The 19,262-nt window shown below is 56.9% G+C and carries 17 protein-coding genes and 1 tRNA gene; 8 read left to right on the top strand and 10 right to left on the bottom strand.

From position 1 onward, the window contains the following. Positions 1 to 72 precede the first annotated feature (72 nt). Positions 73 to 813, top strand: coding sequence for a DedA family protein (locus tag BQ7114_RS06535; RefSeq protein WP_072344897.1), 741 nt, complete (start codon positions 73 to 75; stop codon positions 811 to 813). A 20-nt stretch (positions 814 to 833) separates the two neighbouring features. Then, positions 834 to 2,798 carry a DUF6541 family protein gene (locus tag BQ7114_RS06530; protein ID WP_072343486.1) on the top strand — a complete coding sequence of 655 codons (1,965 nt, stop codon included), beginning with the start codon at positions 834 to 836 and terminating at the stop codon, positions 2,796 to 2,798. 38 nt (positions 2,799 to 2,836) lie between these two features. On the opposite strand, the gene BQ7114_RS06525 is transcribed toward BQ7114_RS06530, so the two are convergent. Next, on the bottom strand, positions 2,837 to 5,206 hold the full coding sequence (locus BQ7114_RS06525; RefSeq protein WP_072343483.1) for a heavy metal translocating P-type ATPase: 2,370 nt from the start codon (positions 5,204 to 5,206) through the stop codon (positions 2,837 to 2,839). Beyond that, on the bottom strand, positions 5,203 to 5,433 hold the full coding sequence (locus BQ7114_RS06520; RefSeq protein ID WP_072343480.1) for a heavy-metal-associated domain-containing protein: 231 nt from the start codon (positions 5,431 to 5,433) through the stop codon (positions 5,203 to 5,205). The genes BQ7114_RS06525 and BQ7114_RS06520 overlap by 4 nt, the downstream gene beginning before the upstream one ends. 154 nt (positions 5,434 to 5,587) lie before the next feature. Here BQ7114_RS06520 and BQ7114_RS06515 point away from each other — a divergent pair, with 154 nt between their 5' ends. Together BQ7114_RS06515 and BQ7114_RS06510 are read left to right on the top strand one after the other, a co-directional pair. Further along, positions 5,588 to 7,147, top strand: coding sequence for an alpha/beta hydrolase family protein (locus BQ7114_RS06515; RefSeq protein WP_143236815.1), 1,560 nt, complete (start codon positions 5,588 to 5,590; stop codon positions 7,145 to 7,147). Beyond that, positions 7,140 to 7,700 (top strand): hypothetical protein, encoded by a 561-nt coding sequence (locus BQ7114_RS06510; protein WP_072343473.1) that lies wholly within the window; start codon positions 7,140 to 7,142, stop codon positions 7,698 to 7,700. The genes BQ7114_RS06515 and BQ7114_RS06510 overlap by 8 nt, the downstream gene beginning before the upstream one ends. Before the next feature lie 97 nt (positions 7,701 to 7,797). Here BQ7114_RS06510 and purB read toward each other — a convergent pair whose 3' ends face one another. After that, positions 7,798 to 9,219, bottom strand: a complete 1,422-nt coding sequence (gene purB / locus BQ7114_RS06505; protein WP_072344894.1) for an adenylosuccinate lyase — start codon at positions 9,217 to 9,219, stop codon at positions 7,798 to 7,800. Between the two features lie 167 nt (positions 9,220 to 9,386). Here purB and BQ7114_RS06500 point away from each other — a divergent pair, with 167 nt between their 5' ends. Together BQ7114_RS06500 and BQ7114_RS06495 are read left to right on the top strand one after the other, a co-directional pair. After that, positions 9,387 to 9,629, top strand: a complete 243-nt coding sequence (locus tag BQ7114_RS06500; RefSeq protein WP_072343467.1) for a hypothetical protein — start codon at positions 9,387 to 9,389, stop codon at positions 9,627 to 9,629. Beyond that, positions 9,626 to 11,197 carry a hypothetical protein gene (locus BQ7114_RS06495; RefSeq protein WP_072343460.1) on the top strand — a complete coding sequence of 524 codons (1,572 nt, stop codon included), beginning with the start codon at positions 9,626 to 9,628 and terminating at the stop codon, positions 11,195 to 11,197. The genes BQ7114_RS06500 and BQ7114_RS06495 overlap by 4 nt, the downstream gene beginning before the upstream one ends. Positions 11,198 to 11,219: 22 nt before the next feature. Here BQ7114_RS06495 and BQ7114_RS06490 read toward each other — a convergent pair whose 3' ends face one another. From BQ7114_RS06490 to BQ7114_RS06480, 3 genes are all read right to left on the bottom strand, one after another. Then, on the bottom strand, positions 11,220 to 11,609 hold the full coding sequence (locus tag BQ7114_RS06490; RefSeq protein WP_072343458.1) for a phage holin family protein: 390 nt from the start codon (positions 11,607 to 11,609) through the stop codon (positions 11,220 to 11,222). 54 nt (positions 11,610 to 11,663) lie between these two features. Further along, positions 11,664 to 12,473 (bottom strand): YwiC-like family protein, encoded by an 810-nt coding sequence (locus BQ7114_RS06485; protein WP_072343455.1) that lies wholly within the window; start codon positions 12,471 to 12,473, stop codon positions 11,664 to 11,666. A 180-nt stretch (positions 12,474 to 12,653) separates the two neighbouring features. Further along, on the bottom strand, positions 12,654 to 14,018 hold the full coding sequence (locus tag BQ7114_RS06480; RefSeq protein WP_072343453.1) for a DUF5692 family protein: 1,365 nt from the start codon (positions 14,016 to 14,018) through the stop codon (positions 12,654 to 12,656). A gap of 320 nt (positions 14,019 to 14,338) precedes the next feature. On the opposite strand from BQ7114_RS06480, the gene BQ7114_RS06475 reads away from it, so the two are divergent. Continuing rightward, positions 14,339 to 15,304, top strand: a complete 966-nt coding sequence (locus BQ7114_RS06475; protein WP_230206029.1) for a hypothetical protein — start codon at positions 14,339 to 14,341, stop codon at positions 15,302 to 15,304. Between the two features lie 2 nt (positions 15,305 to 15,306). Next, entirely contained in the window at positions 15,307 to 16,317 is a 1,011-nt protein-coding gene (locus tag BQ7114_RS06470; RefSeq protein ID WP_072343450.1) for a DUF5692 family protein, read from the top strand. Positions 16,318 to 16,702: 385 nt separating this feature from the next. Here the strand turns inward: BQ7114_RS06470 and BQ7114_RS06465 are convergent, their stop codons facing one another. The 4 genes from BQ7114_RS06465 to BQ7114_RS06450 form a co-directional block, all read right to left on the bottom strand. Then, on the bottom strand, positions 16,703 to 17,407 hold the full coding sequence (locus tag BQ7114_RS06465; RefSeq protein ID WP_083431771.1) for a hypothetical protein: 705 nt from the start codon (positions 17,405 to 17,407) through the stop codon (positions 16,703 to 16,705). Between the two features lie 13 nt (positions 17,408 to 17,420). After that, positions 17,421 to 18,080: a hypothetical protein gene (locus BQ7114_RS06460; protein ID WP_143236814.1), complete on the bottom strand. Its 660-nt coding sequence runs from the start codon at positions 18,078 to 18,080 to the stop codon at positions 17,421 to 17,423. A 31-nt stretch (positions 18,081 to 18,111) separates the two neighbouring features. Continuing rightward, positions 18,112 to 18,185, bottom strand: a tRNA-Pro gene (locus tag BQ7114_RS06455). An 82-nt stretch (positions 18,186 to 18,267) separates the two neighbouring features. Then, positions 18,268 to 19,230: a metallophosphoesterase gene (locus BQ7114_RS06450; RefSeq protein ID WP_072343444.1), complete on the bottom strand. Its 963-nt coding sequence runs from the start codon at positions 19,228 to 19,230 to the stop codon at positions 18,268 to 18,270. Between the last annotated feature and the right edge of the window lie 32 nt (positions 19,231 to 19,262).

Genomic DNA, 19,262 nt, shown 5'->3' with positions numbered 1-19,262 from the left:
TGTTGTTAGGGGGATTCCTTGTCGCTTACTTTTGCTTTTGCTGATGCGATTTCGGATTTGGTTTTGCAGGTGATGCCGGGTGCGCCGTCTTGGTTGGAGACGGTGATTGAGTGGTTTAAGGATCCGGAGACGCTGCTAGTAGCGATGGGGCCGTGGGTGTTGGCTGGTGTCGCGCTGATTGTGTTTATTGAGTCGGGCGTGTTGTTTCCAGTTTTGCCGGGCGATTCTCTGGTGTTTTCCGCGGGTTTGCTGCATTCGCAGTTGGGTTTGTCCCTGTTTGTGTTGGTGGCGACGATTACGGTGTGCGCGGTAGCGGGCTCGCAGGTGGGTTATTACATTGGCCATCACTGGGGTAGACGCTTGTTTAAGGATGATGCGCGGGTGTTGAAAACCGAGTATCTGGTGCAGGCGGAGAACTTTTTTGTGCGCTACGGGGGACGCTCGTTGGTGATCGGCCGTTTTGTGCCGTTTGTGCGTACGTTCGTGCCGATTGCGGCGGGTATTGCGCGTTATCACCACATGCGGTTCACGTTGTGGAACCTGCTGGGTGCACTGCTGTGGGGTTCGGGCCTCACGCTGTTGGGAGCGGCGCTGGGCGGCGTGGCGTTTATTCATGACAATTTGACGGTGATCATTTTCGTGATCATTTTCGTGTCACTCTTGCCGATGGTATTCGAGTACGTGCTCCACCGTATTCGTAGCAAGAATGAGTTCGATGTGGCGGAGCAGATTGCTGAGACTGTTGTTGGCGATGACGAGGAGAAATCGTCCTCATCTGATTCGGCTTCTACCTCTTTGTCTGATTCGGAGTAAAACCGGCGTTAGGTTAGCGGATGGACTGGGTTTTGCAGCTGCCGATTTTGGTGGCAATGTTGCTGGTTGTGGCGCTTCCAGGTTGGATGTGGATGCGCGTGTTCAGCTTCCATTTTTCGGATCGGCGAGTGGGTACCCTGGTGCATCTTGCCACCGCTCCGCTCCTAGCGTTTGGTCTGCTTGCGGTTTTAGCTAATCTAGCGCCCCGTTTGGGTATCCGCTGGTCGGCGGGCTTTGCGGTGACCGCGCTTATGGTGGTTGCATCCGCTGGATTTGTGGTTGATTTGATTGTTCGTCGAGGACGCCGCGCGGTGGCTGCCCGAACTTCGCCTGCGAGGTGGGATTGGCCCCTGATTGGCGCTATCGCGGGTGCAGTTACGATTGCGGCGCTACCGCTGCTGGTGTTTGCTAACCCGCGTAATCCACTGCAACAGTGGGATCCGTCGTTCCATTACAACGGCGTGTGGCAGATGGTGCATTCGGGCGACGGTTCGTTGTTTGGCTTGTCTCGGATGTTCTCTGTGATGGACGAGGCCCACACTTACTACCCCTCTATGTGGCACGCGTTCACCGCCTTGTTTGCAACGCCTTCAACTGTTGTGCAGACGGTGAATACGTCTTCCTTGGCGCTTTTGGTTTGGTGGATCGTGGGGATGGCCGCCCTCGTGCACTACCTGTGGGATAACCGCATGGCAACCCTCACTGCGCCGATGCTCGCCTCGCTTACGTTGAGTTTCCCAGCTGACTTTGTGTCGATGTACGCGCAGTGGCCTAACGCGGTTTCAATGGCGCTACTGCCCGGCCTGGTGACGCTGGCGTGGGTGGTTGGAAACGCGTGGGTGCGAGCCCTGTTTGCTTCCAATCAGTGGCGCGCCACCGCGATTTGGACGGCACTGTTCCTGCTCGCTGCGCTGGGCGCGGTCGCGATCCACCCGATCTCTTTCTTCAACGCGCTGGTGTTTGTACTTGTCCCCTTCGCGGCTGCGATGGTTCGCCTGATGCGCGGTGCGCGTAAGGCCGGTCGCCGCGGCCTGGTCGCATTTCTTGGTGTAGCCATGGGCGGGGCCTTGCTGGTGACGGCGCTCGCGGTGTTTAATCCGCGGACGCTTGCAACGGCCACGTTCGAACGTGGGCGTTCACTTGTAGACGCGCTGGTACGCCCGTTTATGCCGGTTCCGCCGTTCCCGTTGACGCCGGGTTTTGTGCTTGCGATGGCAGTATTTGCCGGGTTGCTAGTGCTTGGTTTGATGCGTGCGCGAAAGCTCTCGAAATCTCGCTGGCTGATTGGCACGTGGGCGATGTTCGCGGTTCTTGTTTTCTTGGCGTACGCGCCAGACTTTGGTCTGCAAGTTTTGACCGGTCCGTGGTATTCAGATCCGCGCCGGCTGATGGGCGCTATGCAGGTTGTACTGGTGCTTTTGTTCACGCTGGGCGCGATGCGCGTTTCGGTGTGGTTGCGGCAAAGAAGATCAATGCATAGGGTGCTTCCGGTGTTGCTGATAGTCGTATTGAGTGGCGTTGGTGCTATTGATTCGAGGTCGTTGGCAGTGCGTTCGGTTTACGACCCGCAGAATCTGGGCCCGGCGGGTATGGCGTCCAGTGAGCAGCTCGATTTGTTCCGCGAGGCCGGATCGGTGTTGCCTAGTGACGCGCTGGTGCTGGGTGATCCATCGGTGGGAACGGTATATTTCCAGTCGCTGGGAGGTGTGCGAGTGGTGTTTCCGGGTTTGTCGAACGCAGATGTGGATGCGGACGTGCGCGCTTTGCAGGGGAATTTCAATCAGTTACATGCAGATCCGGCCGTGTGTGAAACTCTTAACCGGATTGGCGTAACCCACTTTTACGAGGGTACAGATAGGTCGTACTACCGCACGCTGCGCTCTGAGGTTCGTCCGGGCTTTTACGGGGTGGATACGTCTCACGGTTTTGAAGTTGTGAAGAGCGTTGACGGGGGAACGCTGTACGAGCTGACGGCCTGCAAGTAGTTAAATTCTGTAAACCTCCGGCTAGCGCTGTTGTAAGCCTACTTTTCCGCGCTTCGCAGTCTTAGTGAGTTACTTACGACGATGACGGAAGAGGCGGCCATGGCGGCTCCTGCGATCATGGGATTGAGGAGGCCGGCGATGGCTAGGGGAATGGCCGCAACGTTGTACGCAAACGCCCAAAACAGGTTCTGCTTGATGATGCGGAGGGTCTTGCGGGAGATCTTGATAGCGGTTGCCGCCGAGCGCAGGTCGGAGCCGGTAAGCGTGATGTCGGCTGCCTCGATTGCGACTTCGGTACCCGAACCCATGGCCATGCCCAGGCCTTGAACACCAGCTTGGGCAAGAGCGGCAGCGTCGTTCACGCCGTCGCCAACCATTGCGACGTTATGTCCTTGAGCTTGCAGACGGGCTACGATGTCGCGTTTTTCATCTGGCAGAACGTTTGCGTAAACCTGATCGATACCGACTTCTTGGGCAACCTGGTTGGCGGCATGCTCGTTGTCGCCGGTCAGTAGTGCGGGTTCGATGTTCAGCTCTCGTAGTTGCGAGATAGCCTGTGCAGAAGTTTCTTTGACTTCGTCCGCGACAGCAATGACAGCGGTTGCAAATCCTTCACTAACGCGGGCTTCTTGCCAGCCTGTAGTGGTTACCGAAGCGTGTTTCGCCTCGCCTTCGCGCATTAGCGTGCGGCCCGTTAAAGAGGCCGTGTATCCAGCTTTTTCAATGGTTTGAATCAGTTGCTCATTGGTAATTGCTGCGTCGTCAAGAACGACGTGAGCTGCTTCGGTGGCCAGGTTTACTTGCGCGCTAACTCCTGGAATTTTGCCGAGTTTGCGTTCCACTCGGTTCACGCATGACGCGCAGGTCATCCCTCCAACGCTAAGATCCACGGCCCATTTACCGGCCGCAGAATCGTTAGCGTCCACCGCTACTACTTGGTGTTCTTCACCCAGAATCACATTGGCGAGGTCGGTGGTTGCAACTACCGAGACCGTGGCGCCGGCGCGCTGAGCGTCTGAAATAGCTTCCTGGACTTTTTCCAAGGAGAATCCAACATCCTGGATCCATGCGGGACTACCAACAAACACGCGCTGGCCCTCAACCGTTGCGGAAACGCCGGAGCCGGCATGGTTTACGAAGCCTTCGGCTTCGGCGGCCGTCCCGAATGCGTTTGTAATTGCGGTGGCAACGGGGTGAGATGAACCGGCTTCCACGCTCGCGGCCATGCGCAGGGCTTCGTCTGACCCAAAGTGGGATGCGACGTGCATTTGTGCTTTGGTTACAGTTCCCGTCTTGTCCAGAACCATGGTGTCGATTTCGCGCGTAGATTCGAGGATTTCGGGGCCTTTAATGACGATGCCGAGCTGGGCGGCTCGGCCGGATCCGACCAGTAGTGCGGTTGGGGTTGCCAGGCCAAGGGCGCACGGGCATGCGATAACGAGTACGGCTACCGCCGCGGTAAATGCGGGTTGCACGCCGGGGCCGAAAACCAGCCACCCGATTAGGGTCAGGATGGAGATAGCAATAACGACGGGTACAAATACTGCACTGACGCGGTCGGCCAGGCGTTGCACGGGGGCTTTGCCGGCCTGCGCGGCGGTAACCATCTGGCCGATGCGAGCCAGTGTGGTTTCATTCCCAACGCGCGTAGCGGTAATGGTCAGCTGACCATCAGTGTTGATCGTGGCACCGGTTACCGGGTTTCCTGGACCAACATGGACGGGAATGGATTCGCCGGTAAGTAAAGAAGTGTCGAGGGCGGCGTGGCCCGTGTCGATAGTGCCGTCAACGGGAATCTTCTCGCCGGGCTTAACCACAATCTTGTCGCCAACTTGGAGGGCGTCAACGGGCACAACCTCTATTCCTCCCTCTGGTTTAACGCGGTTGGCGGATTTAGCGCCAAGTTCCAAGAGGGAGCGCAGGGCATCTCCTGCGCGGTAGCGCGAGCGAGCTTCCGCGTAACGTCCGGCAAGGAGGAAGGTGACCACCATTGTGGCGGCCTCAAAATAGATTTCGGCATGGTTAGTGGAGGCGTGGCGGGGCATGAGACTCATGTTCATGGTCATGCCTATGTGGCCGGCTCCGCCAAAGAATAGGGCCCAAAGGGACCAGAGCGTAGCGGCAATCACGCCCATGGATACCAGGGTATCCATGGTGGAAGAGCCGTGTTTTGCAGCTCTTGCAGCCGCAACGTGGAAAGGCCACGCTGCCCACACCACGACGGGCGCGGACATTGCGGCCACCGCCCACTGCCAGCCGGGGAATTGGAGTGCGGGAACCATAGAAAGGGCCATTACAGGAGTCGCAAAAACTGCGGCTACGATCAGCCTCTTCTTTAGGTCTTTGGCGCGCTCGCGGGTTGCTTCACCAACTTGTGGAGTTCGGGCTGGCAGCGGGCTTGAGGTCATCGGTTGATACCTGCCAGTTCGAATCCGGCCTCGGCAATAGCGTCGCGTAGCTCATCATCGCTGACATCGCCGGTGGTACTGACGTGCACCTTAGACGCTACATCGGCGCTACCGGAAAGATCGACGTTTACCGAATCGACGGCTCCGATTTCAGATAGCTCCTCGGTTACGGACATGACGCAGTGTCCGCAGGTCATGCCTTTGACGTCTAGATCAATGTTCGTCATTTGCTTCTCCTAGATGTAATTTTGCGCGAATATTCGCCCAAAACGCGTATTCCGCATTCAAGAATAGCCCGCAAAATTTGCAGTGTCGACAGGTAGAGTGGGGCGCTAAAGTGGTGTTGGTAAGCAGGTGTTTTCGTCTCGGAGGGATGGTGTTATGGCCAGCAGATCGCGGCTTTCTCGCCTTCTCGCGCGACGTGAAGCACTGTTTTCTGGGCGTTTTTGGCAGCGTTCGCCAGTAGCGGAAGACGCGGATGTGACGCCGCGTAGGCACCGGCAGACGCCCAGGTATTATGGGGCGCGCAGGGTTCCCGAGACGATGTGGCTGGGTGACGCTCTAGATGTGTTGGGGCCACTGGTTGCACAGGTGGGGGCGCATTTTGCGTTCTCAATGATTGCCGAGGCCGCCCCGCTACCTCCCGCAGCGAAGGCCGTAATGAGAGAGTTCTCTGCGCGACAGGGTGAGGAGTTGCTGGAGCACGCGCAGCGTCGGTTCTTTGATAATCCAGGCTTGGACACGCTGGTGGTGCAGGCTTTTGCGCGGGCGTGGCGCGTGCCGGTAAAGGCTGGCAGAGGTTACCTGCGAGCGAAGATCGCGCTTGGTTTGGATAGGGATGGCCGGGCGGCAAGAATGCTCCCACTGGTGCCAAAGCGTGATTTTGAGGCACTGATGGTTAGCTATCTGACCATTGGTACGGCTGTGGGCTGGTTCCGTGGGGGTACGGTAACAGCGAATTTGTGGTACCGAGATGGCGAGTTCTTGGATTTACCCACGGGCACCCCCAACGTGCGTCCGCGCAGGTTGGAGGCGCCGCGAACGCTCACGGACATGGCGGCCGATATTGACGACATGTACTGGATTGAAGGCATGGGTCAGCCGGTGAAGATCACAAGTGTGGGCGAGGGGCAGCTTCGCAGGTGGTTGATTTCGCTACCTGGAACGGAGCATATGGACCCCGCGTCTACGCTGAATCCTGCGGATCCGGAGACGAATGTGCGCGAGGTTTTGGGCCTCACTTCAGCAATGCAGTCGGGTGTGGTGGCGGCGCTTCGCCACGCGATGGCACTGGAGGGCGTGAGTGAGCGCGACATGGTGCGCGAGCCGGTGGCGATAATGGGCCACTCGCAAGGCGGCATGGTGGCGCTTTCTTTGGCGGATAGGCATCCGCGAAAGGTGAATGTGCGCGCAGTGGTCACTTTGGGAACGCCGGGCCGCAGGCTTCGCGTGTCTCGTGATGTTGCGGCTTTGACGTTGGAGCATGATCAGGACGTAGTTCCCTCACTGGACGGTCGCCCGCGTCGCCGGGTGGACGATCGCGTGGTTGTGGGCCGGCATTTGATTCGCCCCCGTACGGGCGCCCTCTTTTATGCGCATGCGTCGTCGACCTATACGGAAACGGTTCATTTGATGGAGCGCCGCGCAAAGGTGTCACCGCAATCGAGGATTGGGCGAATGGTAGCGCGCATTGAGCCATTTTTGCCGCGTGAGGGTGAGTCTTCTCGCGTGTATGTGTACGAGGTGGTTCAAGAGCTACTGAGCGGTTCGGCTCCTGATTTAGAGGAGGCGATTGAGGTGTTTGCGGCAATGCCGGAGGGCGTTTATCCTCCCTCCCTGGTTGGTGGAGAGGTTAGTGACCGCCGGGTTACCGCTTTGGTGCGGCCAGCGCTGGCACAATGGAAGGAGCGCAGAATGGGTAAAGGGAGGCGCGATGACTGATCCACGGCCGCTGTCTGGCATTGATAGGTGGCGCAGGGTAGTGCGCAGCATGGGTGAGAGCTTGCCGGTGAACAAGTTTGAGGCGGGTGCGCGCCGCTCGCGCAGAATGCCAACTATTAGTAATCCGGTACTCATTGGCGGCCTGGGGGTGGCGGCTGTAGGCGCGGGGGCAGCGGTGAAGTATTTGAAGCCGATGGCCGCGTCGAGGCAGGATCAGCAGCTGTTGAAGCTGTTGCGCGCCAAGTTGGAGCGCGTACCGGGACTGGCAGATATTGGTGTGGAGACAAAGCAATCGTTTGGCAAACCACTGCTTGTACGCACGTCGGTTGAGCTTTTGCAGATGCCGGTTTCGCCCACGGATTTGTTGGAGCGCGTGGCTCGCTACGTGTGGGATGGGGCGCCCAAGAGTCCGGTTGCACTGCAGGTGACGCTGTCGAGTCCGGGTGAGCAGTGGACTTTGAAAGATTTGGATTTTCCAGATGAGGTTGCGCGCCCCTACGAGCTGTATGAGCGGTTTGGAGCGCCGGCCTCGGATCCTACGTGGAAGCCGTGAGTATTTCTTAGAAGCCGTTAACTGAGCCCAGCCCGGCGTAGTCAGAATTGTCAAGAGGCGCGGACTTTCAGGGTCCGCGCCTCCTCGTTTAAGTGCGCTAGTCCACGTAGTTGATTACGTCTGCGGCCAGCCCAACGTAGGTTGCGGGGGTGAGCGCAAGCAGGCGTTCCTCGACGTCGCTGGGCATGTTCAGGCCCTTGATGAACTCACGCATTTGATCGCCGGTTACCCGATTGCCGCGAGTGAGCTCTTTAAGGCGTTCGTACGGATCTTCCATGCCGCTGGCTCCCGCGATGGACGCCGCGCGCATGGCCTGCTGGACGGCTTCACCCAGCACCTCCCAGTTACTGTCAAGGTCGGCGGCCATCTTCTCAGCGTTAATGTCAATGCCGGCCAGGCCTCGTTGGAGGTTGTCGAGGGCAAGCAGAGAGTGCCCGATGGCAACGCCAATGTTGCGCTGCGTGGTGGAGTCGGTGAGGTCGCGCTGCATCCGCGAGGTCACCAGGGTGGCACCGAGGGTGTCAAGGAGGGCGCTGGAAATCTCCAGGTTCGCTTCGGCGTTTTCAAAGCGAATGGGGTTCACCTTGTGCGGCATTGTGGAGGACCCGGTGGATCCTTGTGCCGCGAGGTTTTGGTGGAAGTAGTCCAGCGAAATGTAGGTCCACGCATCGGTTGCGAAGTTGTGCGCGATGCGGTTGTAGCGCGCAATGTCGGCATATACTTCGGCCTGCCAGTCGTGGCTCTCAATCTGCGTGGTAACGGGGTTCCAGGTGAGCCCCAGGTGCTCTACGAATCCGCGCGAGATCTCAAACCAGTTGGCGCTTGGAACGGCAACAATGTGGGCGCCAAAGGTGCCGGTGGCTCCGTTGATTTTGCCCAGGTATTCGGTGTTTTCTACGCGTTTGATCTGCCTGCCTAGGCGGTAGGCAAATACGGCGAGTTCTTTGCCGATTGTCGAGGGGGTAGCCGGCTGTCCGTGCGTGCGTGAGAGCATCGGTACGTCCGCATTCTCGCGGGCACGGGTAAGTAGATCATCCTTGAGGGCGCGAGCGGCGGGTAGCCAAACGTTTTGTATGCCGGCTTGAATGACGAGGGCGTAGGCCAGGTTGTTGATGTCTTCGGAGGTGCAGAAGATGTGCACTACCTCGTGCAGGCTCGGCAGGCTGGTTTCGCCAAGTACAGAAGGGGCGGCTTCGAGCCGGTTCTTGATGTAGTACTCAACGGCTTTGACGTCGTGTCGCGTGACGGCCTCGGTTTTGGCAAGTTCCGCGATGGTGCCTGAGTTGAAATCGCGGGTGAGTGCGCGCAGATAGTCGCGCTCGGGGTCGGTGAGGCTGGGCGCCCCAGGTAGGACGTTGTTGTCCAGCAGGTAGATGAGCCATTCCACTTCTACGTATACGCGCGCGCGGTTTAGGCCGGCTTCGGAGAAGTAATTGGTAAGTGGTGCCACCGCGCCGCGGTAGCGTCCATCTAGTGCACCAAGTGCGATTGGAGGCTGCATTTGAGCCATGTCTTGCATTGTTTCGTTTGCATACGCCATGTCTTCATCGTGGCATAAAGCGGGCAGGTTTTGGACGCCGGTCCGGCTTTTGGCTACTCGTCCACAACACTTGCGTGTGCGAGCTTGTCCACGACCTCAAATATTGATTGTGCTACGGGCTTGGCAAAGCTCTTAGGTTTTGCATCATGGATGCGATTTTGGAGGCCGAGGCTGGCCTGCAGGCTTTAGATTTGGCGATCTCGTACGCTGCGGGCGTGCGCATGGACTGGGACGGTGAGGCCGCGAGAGCGGCAAACGCAGCGTTGAGCGACCAGATAGGGCAACTGGTGGAGTTGCGCCACCGCCTGTTTGACGCGCGAGAGGCCGCCGTTGTTGCTCGGGTGAACTACTACGCGCAGATGAGCGCCGCGTGCTTGGGGGCGCTATGAGCAGCGCGGTGTTTATCGACTCGGGGCCTGTGCGCGTGAACGCGGGAAGCGTGCGGGATGGGGCGCGCCTGGTGGGACTTGCGGCAGGAGCGTTAGATTCGGCTCAGGCCCGGGTGGTGGCTAGCGCGGGAGCCCTCCAGTTTGAACCATTGTTTTCCGGCGGGTTCAGCGGCGCGCTTGATATGGGAGGAGCCGGCTACTTGCACGCAAGCTCACAGCTGTCGGACGTGGCCGGTTTGCTCCAGGTAGCGCGCGAAAACATGAGCTGTTTAGCGGCGAGTTTAAGTCTCGGAGCCGACGTATATGAGGGGGCCGAGGGGGCCGCAACCCTGACATTTGCACAGATGCTTGGCCTGCAGCCAACCAACCTGGGGATCGCCGATCGCGCGCAGGCAGGTATGAGCCTTTTAGGCGAGCACCTGAGCCCCCTCATTTCGAATGCGGATTGGTATGCGCGTGCCCTGACTGCTGCTACGTGGGGCTTTTCTGACGTCACAAATTATCGGGTAAGTACGGCCGTCTCGTTCGCTACGCTCGCGGCGCAGCGCGGGCGGTTGCAGCGGGGTGCGGACACTCCGCTGGAACGTTCAGCGGCGATACTCACGCAGGTTTACCCCGTGCTCGAGAAGCTAACGGGAACATACAAAGGCAATTTGGTCATGCATCGATCTGAATCTGCTACCCCGGCCCTCGTGTGGAGCCGCGACTCGTACAAATACGGCCTCGAGGGGTTTAACTTGCACCGTGACGCAAAGCTTTCTTCCGACGCCCAGCAGGTGCTATACCCGCCGTTAACTGCAACGATCCTGCCGGTGAGGACGCTCGGTGGCGGCACTTCAGGCCCACCCTCTAGGGTGGCTACCCCGCGTAAGGCCAGCGATTTGGTGGAACGTGTGCGAGAAATGCGCATGAATCCAACTGCTGACGGCGCAAAGGGTGATGACTCTACGCACGGCGAGTTTGAGATTTTGCGTCACAACAACGGGGAGGGAAGGCCATCTTGGTCGGTGATCGTGCGGGGCACGCAGCAGTGGATGCCGGGCACGCCTAACCCCAAGGATCTGCAGGCGAATCTGCAGCTCTTGGCCGCGGTTCCGGCCGATGAACAGTCGGCGATAATGGCGGCGCTGGAATTGGAGGGTGCGCGGCCCGGCGATGTGGTGGAGCTTGCCGGTCATTCGCAGGGCGGCATGGTGGCAGGCGCGATGGCGGCAAACCCGGTGTTCAATAGTCGCTTCCAGGTGGCCAGTGTGGTGGCGGCTGGATCTCCTATTTCAACGATGCCGATTCCAAACTCAACACTCGTGCTTTCCTATGAGAATGCCGATGATTTTGTAGCGTCTTTAGATGGGGCGAAGCAGCAGACCTCACCTTCGAAAATCGCGGTCTATTCGTCCGGGAGGGCAGGAGAGGCGCATTCGCTAACCCATTATGCGCTAGATGCGAGGAGTGCGGAGGTACAGGGGAACGCGGACTTGCAGGCGTGGAATGAGAGGCGTGAGCGTGCCCTTGGGCTCACCGCAAATAGTGAAACTACCGGCCAGCGTTACACGTTTACAAGGCGGTAACGCTGGCCGTCCTATAGCAAGATTATTTCTTTGACCCCACTGTGGCGCCCAAAATAGCGCCGGCAATGGACGAAAAAATTGCTGTTACTACCGCGCCAAAGAGGGCGGCCCAGAATCCGGTGACCTCCATACCGTAGCCAATTTGGGTGGTTACCCAGCCGGTCAGCATGAAGATGAGGGCGTTAACCACCAGGGAGAACAGGCCGAAGGTGAGGATGTAGATCGGGAATGTGAGCACCTTTAGCAAGGGGCGCACAACCAGGTTAAGCGCGGTAAAGACCAGCGCAATAACGGCCAGAATCAAAATGGCCTGCACGGCTCCCTCAGAAGAAGGTAGCGTAATGCCAGGAATTATGAGGCTGGCAAACCAAATGCCAACCATGTTTGCAAGCAGCAAAAGTAAAAAGCTCATGCTTCCAGTCTAGGCATGTAGCGCCACAGCCGCGCCTTGACAGTAGGTGCTCGGTCATAAGGTCCACGGCAATGTGGCGAAAACCAGTAGCGAAATGGCTGTCTCCAAGACCCCCACCGCGGCTGGCCTCCACGGTTTGTTGCGAGTTTTGGCAAGCCAGGGCATTAGCGCTGCGCGCACGCACACCACCACCCATGCCAGGCCGTGCCAAAGCGAAATCCAGCCCGATAGTGCAAGTGCGAGTGCCATCGAGGTTGCCACTACGTGTCCGATTATCGATCCCCACAGCCAGCTTGCACGTCCTCGCTGTCGAATTAGGGTCTTCACATACGGCACCGTCAAACCAAAATAGGTACCAAGCAGGCCCGCCATTAGCCATGCCTGCGTGTCGAAGTGAGTGAACCACGGCTGCAGCAGTGGCACGTTGACGGCCACAGGGAGCACCAGGGCCGCGGCTGCGATCGTAGAGAAACGAGAAGCGAGCTCGCGTTCCTTTCGGTTGCGCACACTGAAAAACCAGTAGCCAACCAGAGGAGCAAACAGGATGCTCCACCAAAGTAAGTGAGGTGAGGTTGCAAGCAGAGCGCCAGTGAATGCGGCGGATACCACCCCGTAAGTGATTGCTGCGGTGCGATAGCGAGGGCGGAAGCGGGACTTGATGTACTTTTCGCTGACGCTAAACAGTAGGAACCCGCTGATCCAAGCGAGCGCAAGAAAAATGAGCGAGGGCGTCTTGGGCGTAGCGATGATGAGGCCGGCGGCAAGTGGCATTAGCGCCATGGGCCAGGACCCGTGTTGGTCTGGAATCCAGCCATTTAGGAGGAGGGGAGACCTCTTTTTTCTTGCTGAGCTAACGCTACCCATGCCCCAATTAAACGCGAGTAGTGCGGCAAGTAAACGGGGCGTGTGCCCTACGGCAACTACTAATGCGCAAGATATGAACGAAAACGAGTGATGCGGTTAGTTCCAGACAGGACGTCATAAAAGCGGGACGCACGTCATGTGCGTCCCGCTTAGGTGGTGAAACCTATTTAGCTGAGTAGGTTACTGCTCGGCTTGTTTGTCGCTTGGCTTCACGTCCCACTGTGGGTCAGACTGAACACCCTTCTCGACAAGCTTCGGGTCGGCAGAGAGCGGCGTGCGCAGCTTCGGCCAACGCTTGTCCACCTTCTTCCACCACGGCATGTAGCTTACGTAGCCGTCAACCGGAGGCGTGTCGGATTCGGGTTCAAATCCAAGCTCTCGCGGAGTTTCGGGGATCATGTCGGTGAGGAAGTACTTGTCCTTGTCATCGCAGTGCTCCTTAACGAGGTTACGGAACGCACCCATCTCGAAGAACAGCGCGTTGGTGATCGGGTTGCGACGGTGCTTGACTACCTTGTAGAGCCAGTAGATGAACACGCCAATGTTGAAAGCAAGAGCAAGGCCGGAGCTGAAAATGTTTGCCCTCGGATCCATGGTTGCGAAGTTGTGCATCGCCCCCGGTGGTGTTGATAAGTAGGGGAACCAGTTGTAGAAGCTGATCCAGAACACCAGGGTGAAGCATCGGAACCAGATCCATTGTCCCTTAGCCCATGTGAATGCGGGGATCGTACAGGCCAGTAGTAGCGCTAGCGTGCAGTACCACGTGTAGTCCGCCAGCGAGTTGTACAAGAAGGCGTGATTCCACAGGTCGTAGGCGATGATCCAGGGCCACACCTGATCAACCCAGAGCAGGCCTTGAACCTTCTGCTTACCCCTGGAAGAGACAATGATCTTGCCCAGGCCGGTTACGGTGATGCAGTTAAGGAGGCCGGCGGCGGCGCTCATCAGGTTCCAGTATCCGCCGATGGTACGGAAACCGGTTGCGGGGTCGATGCCTACGTGGCCGGCTGCGAAGTTGGCGGCAAGAGCCTGATACCAGGCGTCCGAGTGGAGGGCTTCGGTGACTCCGCGCGCCTCGGGTAGTCCGGCCAGCATGTCCGCCGAGTGAGTGTCATTAATTCCCTTCAAGCATTGCCAGTCCGCTGCGCACTGGTAGTAGGTGTCTGCTTGGAAGTAGATCACGACGTCGCGGATGTTTGCTTCCATAATGTTGAAAACAAGACCGATCCACAGGGCCACGCCAAACCAAATGGCGTATCTGCGTGCTAGCTCAGGGTTTCGTTTACCTATGACCAGGAGCGTGCCCGTCATAGTTGCGGTGAGGACCATGAGGACGTATTTACCAAATGGGAACCAGCCGAAAACGGGTTCACCAACGATTGCGGCGTAGGGCATCATGAGGACGCCGCCTACCGTCCACAGCGCGAAAATTGTCCAGTTCCATCGCCTGTTGATTTCGGCAATGGCGATTTGCGCGATAAAAACTACTATCCAGATGATCCAGACGCGAAGGGGTCCGACCTCCCATAAGAATAGGGAATCCATCTTTTTGACTTTCTTAATAACTGCGTTGAGATGATGTGGATCACATAAGTGTAATCCACTCAGAGTTTATCGCTACGCCAGTTCTGAATTATGGACTCAAAATATGTTCAATAGATCCGCACGAAGCTGAACGCAATTGCAGATGATGTTGAGGTTTTGTGACGTAGCTCAATGCTAATTTGTAATGTGATCCATCAAATCTTTGACTCAAATTTTGTCGAAGTTTACACAGTAAATAGCAGGTGATTAATTTGGCCTCTTCAAAGACGAAGAAGTTATTAAAAGCTGCCGGCGTTGCCGGCGCCGCAACATTGGGAGGAATGGTTTACTTCTCCCAGTTCAGCGGTAAGGCGACAAAAGCGGAACAAGAGTGGGTATATCCCGCTGATGACATTATCGATGCGAACTACACCAACGGGCGCTCGTCGACTTATGCGATCGACATTGATGCGCCGGCCTACGCCGTGTACCGCATTTTCAAGCAGATTGGCGCACAGAAGGCAGGCTCGTACTCTTCAGAGTTCCTAGAAAGAGCGTTTGCGCGGCTACCGTTCTTCAACCAGTACGAGATTCAAGAAGAGTTCCAAAACGCTGACGCTATTGCTCCAGGCGATATTGCGGCGTTTGACTACCACGGCATGTCAATGGAGTGGGCAGACGTGGTTCCAGGCAAGTATCTGGTGCAGTGGGTTGATACTAAGAACCCGCCGGCTGCTCCCGGCTCGTACGCGTTCCGCTACCCGGGTATGAAACATTATGCGGCGGCCTGGTGCTTCTATGTGGTTCCGCTGGAGGGTGAGCGCACCCGCCTCATCAACCACTGGCGCATTGGTTTTGAGGACGACAACCTGTGGAACAACGCGATCAACTGGATCAACATTGAGCTGATCGGCGGCGTGATGGCGCACATGCAGAATATTTACGTGAAGCGCGTTGCTGAGTTCCGTAAGAAGGAACAGTGGCACTCGAAGTTCATGCGCGGCGTTTTGGGCGGCGAGTTCTTCAAGTCAGGAACTCCCGCAAGCCGCTGGTCTGGCACCCCGCTGTTTGAGGACACGCAAACCCAGTGGTTCCGTTACGGCAGGCAGGCTCCTGCGGTTGCGGAGATCAGGCCCCCGGTTACCGACAATCCGGATTGGCCTCCAACGGGCCCGGATTCGCCGTGGGCGGACCGCGTTGATAAGGAATACTTCGACGGCTGGTCCGAGCCGGAGTTCAGCTGGGACGAGCAGATTCGCCAGAAGATGGAGAAGACGTACCTTCCCGGATGGGGAAAGGATAATTAACCGTGTTACCTTTGCAAGCCAATCTCTTCTTTTTTGAAGTAGGAGAGTGGTGGGATTACGCGATGCTGGCCGTTGTGATCGCCGCTTTGGCGTTCCTGGCTTGGATAGCGGTGCGTAGCAAGTGGGCGGCAATAGCTTTGTTTATTGTCATCCCTGTACTGCTAACCATTTTCTGGTGGCCTTACTCAACGCAGGGCACCCAGAGTGCGGGCTGGTTCGCGATTGTTAAGCAATACTCCGCCCTCCTCGGTTCGCTGTCTCTTGTGGCGCTGCAGTACTTCCCGAAGTTGCGGCGTAATAACTACTATCTGCTGATTCCGCCGCTCATTCTGGCTGTCAACATTCTTGAGGCCGTGATTCGTGACTTCCAGTGTTATGGCATTCATGGTGCAGACCCGGTTAGCGGTATCTGGACGATGGGTGGCCCGTGGAACATCATGAATGCTATTGCAGGCATTTTGAACATGATCATGATTGCGGGCTGGGTTGGGATCTACGTTTCGAAGAAGGACAAGCACATTATTTGGGCTGACCTTACGATTTGGTGGATCATCGGCTACGACTTGTGGAACTTCGCATACGTGTACAACTGCCTGTCTGATCGCGCGTGGTATTCGGGTGTCGCTCTGCTTGCGGCATGTACTATTCCGGCGTTTATGAAGACGGGTCGAGGTGCTTGGATCCAGTACCGGGCTTACACTCTCACGTTCTGGTCTGCGTTTGTGCTCACGTTCCCACGGTTTACCTATGAGACGCAGTTCGCGCACGAACACAGCCAAAACCCGACGGCAATGTTCACCATCGCCTTCTTGGCACTCGTGTTCAACGCGGGTCTGTTTGTCTACCACATCTGGTGGATCGTGAAGACGAAGCGTAATCCGCTAAAGGTTGAGCTTTACCCGGATGCATTTGGCAACCCGAAGCTCGTTAGTGAGACGGCTACCGATGAGGTTAAGCAGCGTATTGCAAACCGCATTGGCAAGACGGTTCAAGAGGCTGGTTTTAGCCGGTAATAGCTGAAAAGAGCTGATATTTGGTTGGAGGGAGCTACGGCGCCCTCCAACTTTTTGTTACTAGGACGCGACCTGCTTTTCGGCCCCACGAAGAGGCTGTTAGATGTTTAGTTTCGAGGTCGTAGGTGAGGCGTGCAGACATAGTTACCTCACCTCGTCGGAGTTTTTGTGGGAAACAAAAAAGCTAGGAGGTTCAAACTCCTAGCTAGTGTGTCGGGGTGACGGGATTTGAACCCACGACCTCTTCGTCCCGAATGATTTCGCTAGTTTCCAAACCGCTTGCTTCCAAGTGTTCAGGACCGCGTGAGCTTATCAAAGTTAATCAGATGCGCGAAGTCGGGTGACATGGAAGTGTCTGGTGAGGCAGTAGCTGTTCGGTGCGGGTCTAGGTTGGCTGTTCTGACTCTGTTGAAGTATTAGCAGTTGTCGGTGGTTGGACTAGCGCGTTTAGTTTGGCGAGTTCTTCGGGGTGGGAGTTGTAGTATTTGCGGTGGTTGTCATAGGCCTTCCAAGCTACGTCATTTCGGGTCATTTGGGCTTCGTCTTCCCAGCTGGGGTCATCTGGTGATACTCCTTCAAGTGCGAAGTGGCGGTGTTGGAGTTCTTCTAGTAGGCGGATGAAAGCCAGCGTGTAGTCGAAGCGCGTGTAGTCCAGGTTGATTTTCTTGTCACCTTTGTAGAACTTGTAGCGCTGGTTGGTAACACTGAGTTTGATGTCAGTGATTTCGTCGAAGCGGACTTCCTTATAGTAAATCTTGCCGAATTTTGACCAGACTTTGTCTTGGTCTACACCGTAGCGGCGGAACAGTCCGATAGCCGTCAGGGTGTACATAAAGAGTGCCATTAGTATTGGTGCGATAACCGAGGCGAGGTCATCATTGGTACCGCGGAAGTAAGCGGGTGTCGTGCCTAGTGCTGTTAGGGTCATTAGGAGTGCTCCGGGTATTCCCACACCCAGTAGAATTGGTGCCTGGTTAAATACTCGTGTTTCTTCGGGGTACTTGCTCATCTTCCGCAACAAGAGCGGCAAGTTCTTATTGTATGGGGACCATATATTCTGTTCCGGCCCAAACTTCATCGGCTCAACCATTGAATAATTCCTTCTATTTTCCAAGTCCGTCTTTAATGCCCGACGCGATCCCCTGAGTCAGATTGACAGAATGGTCAACGCTCATAGTGGCCCCATCTACCTTATCTGCAGTAGCATCCTTAATGTTGTGACCAACAAAATCATTAAACGAGCGTTGCGTGGTGTCAACAGCACCCTTGAATATGCCTCGACCCCACTTCTCGCCCACGGAGGCTGCATTCGCATCTAGAGGCATAGGATTGACGCCAAATGTAAGAGCACTTGCATGCGCTTTTGTAGTTGCATTGAGTAGGCTCTTTGCGTTAGTTGTTGCCAACCCTTCCATAGTGAAATTCTTGTTTGCGTCTATTAGTGTTTCTGTTGCGTATCCTGCATTGGAGCTAACAACTTCACCAGCCATATCGCCTAGCAGTTTCCTTGTGAAGTTATCTGTGGCCATATTGAGGCTATTTTTAGCCTGTTCCTTCACTGCCTCCTGGATTGCTGAAGTTCCATTCATCCGGGACCAGAGTCCTGTCCCAGCCGTCCGCACCTTGTCTGCGCTCCGATGTGCTAGTAGTGCTTTTTGAGCTGCTGGGGACGCCTGGGCCATCTTGGCGCCAATTAGGTTCGAAACACCCATAGAAACAAAGCCGGTGACTGCTCCAACATTAGAAAAACCACGGACACTCATTTTGGTTTGAGTTTCCGCGGTTTGCAGTGTGTCGGGGTGGCGGGATTTGAACCCACGACCTCTTCGTCCCGAACGAAGCGCGCTACCAAGCTGCGCCACACCCCGTGTCTCTTGGACTCAACAAGTATAACCAGCGGGGGCCAAACCCCAAAATTGAAAGGAATGCGTTTACCTCACATTCCAACGGTTATGCACGCGTCGCCGGCCTCATTTCGACAATGGAGGCTTCTGGCCTGCACGCGAGGCGAACCGGCGCGTAGGGTGAGGTCCCCAGGCCCGCACTCACATGTAGTGGCGACTCTTTGCCGGCAAAGCTCCAAATGGCCAGGCCGGAGGCAAGCTCGCGCGGCAGGTCGCAGTTTGTAACCAAGGCGCCATACCCGGGCACGCACAGCTGCCCTCCGTGCGTGTGTCCAGCAAGAATCAAGTGCGCATCGTCCAAGGTGTATTCGTTCAAAACCCTCTGGTAAGGGGCGTGCGTGATGCCCAGGCGAATCGTGTCAGCCGCGTACCAGCCGTCCGGCAGCTCCGGGATGCGGTCGCGTTTGATGTGCGGGTCATCAACGCCAATCAAGCCAACTCGCACCAGATCAGTTTGTCCAGCGTCGCCCTCAAAAATAGATCCCTTTACGGGCACGTCAACGACTTCCGCCTGATTGGTTAGATTCACCCAGCCTGCCGCTTCAAAGAGACCGGCGAGATCTTCCCACGGTAGGTCCGGAACGTTTCGCTTCTTGCTGTGTTTTGAGGGGCCGGTCAGGTACGTGGACCAGCGCTTCTTACGCGGAGAATAGTAGTCGTTTGACCCAAAGACGAACGCTCCGGGGCGGCTTGTTAGCGGCTCGAAAGCGCGCCTAACCATGTCCGCGCCTGCACCAGATCCAAAGTTGTCGCCCGTTGCAACCACGAAGTCGAAATCTTCATCTGCGAGTCCCCGAATGAAGTCCACGAGGAAGTCCTGGCCGGGGTACAGGTGAGGGTCCGCGATTTGCAGTATGCGCAGCGCCGGGGTTTCGAGGCCATCGGGCAGGTCAACCACGTAGCGGCGCAACGTCGGCATCCGCCGCTCAATCTGCGTCCACGCGGCCACGCCCACGCCAGCCGCGGTAGCAACGACCGCAGCTGAACTAAGCAACTTTCTTGCTCTCATTTTCCTCCGTACGCGTGAATCCGCGCATTTAG

The organism is Actinomyces urinae (assembly GCF_900119695.1).
GTDB classification, from domain to species: domain Bacteria; phylum Actinomycetota; class Actinomycetes; order Actinomycetales; family Actinomycetaceae; genus Gleimia; species Gleimia urinae.
The sequence above is the reverse complement of the archived record's forward strand: the minus strand, read 5'-3'. Positions and strand labels throughout refer to the sequence as shown.